Source organism: Oceanivirga salmonicida (assembly GCF_001517915.1).
Classification (GTDB): Bacteria; Fusobacteriota; Fusobacteriia; order Fusobacteriales; family Leptotrichiaceae; genus Oceanivirga; species Oceanivirga salmonicida.
This window is the reverse complement of record NZ_LOQI01000215.1, coordinates 1-308: the sequence shown is the minus strand read 5'-3', so window position 1 is coordinate 308 and position 308 is coordinate 1. Positions and strand designations below refer to the sequence as shown.

Sequence of the window (308 nt, the reverse complement as noted above, 5' to 3'; positions counted from 1 at the left end):
GTATACAAAGAATTAATAGTAGATGAAAGTAAAACTTTCTTTGAAAATGTGATAAAATTTAGTGAAATATTAAATAAAAATCATTTTGCAGATTTAGCCCCATTATTATCAAATGCATGTGATATTTCATGACCTATAACTGCTCCTATACCACCATAGTTTTCACTTTTAGTTTGAGATAAACTATAAAATGGTGCTTGAAGTATGGCTGCTGGGAAGCAAATTAAGTTTCCTGTTGGAGAATAATATGCATTTACCATATTTGATGGCATATGCCACTTAGTTCTATCAACGGGTTTTGCTAAATC

At 30.2% G+C, this 308-nt stretch carries 1 protein-coding gene; it reads right to left on the bottom strand.

Translation table 11 applies throughout. From position 1 onward, the window contains the following. Positions 1-80: 80 nt before the first annotated feature. The coding region (locus AWT72_RS09020) for a M13-type metalloendopeptidase (protein WP_306765446.1) at positions 81-308 on the bottom strand (228 nt) is incomplete at its 5' end.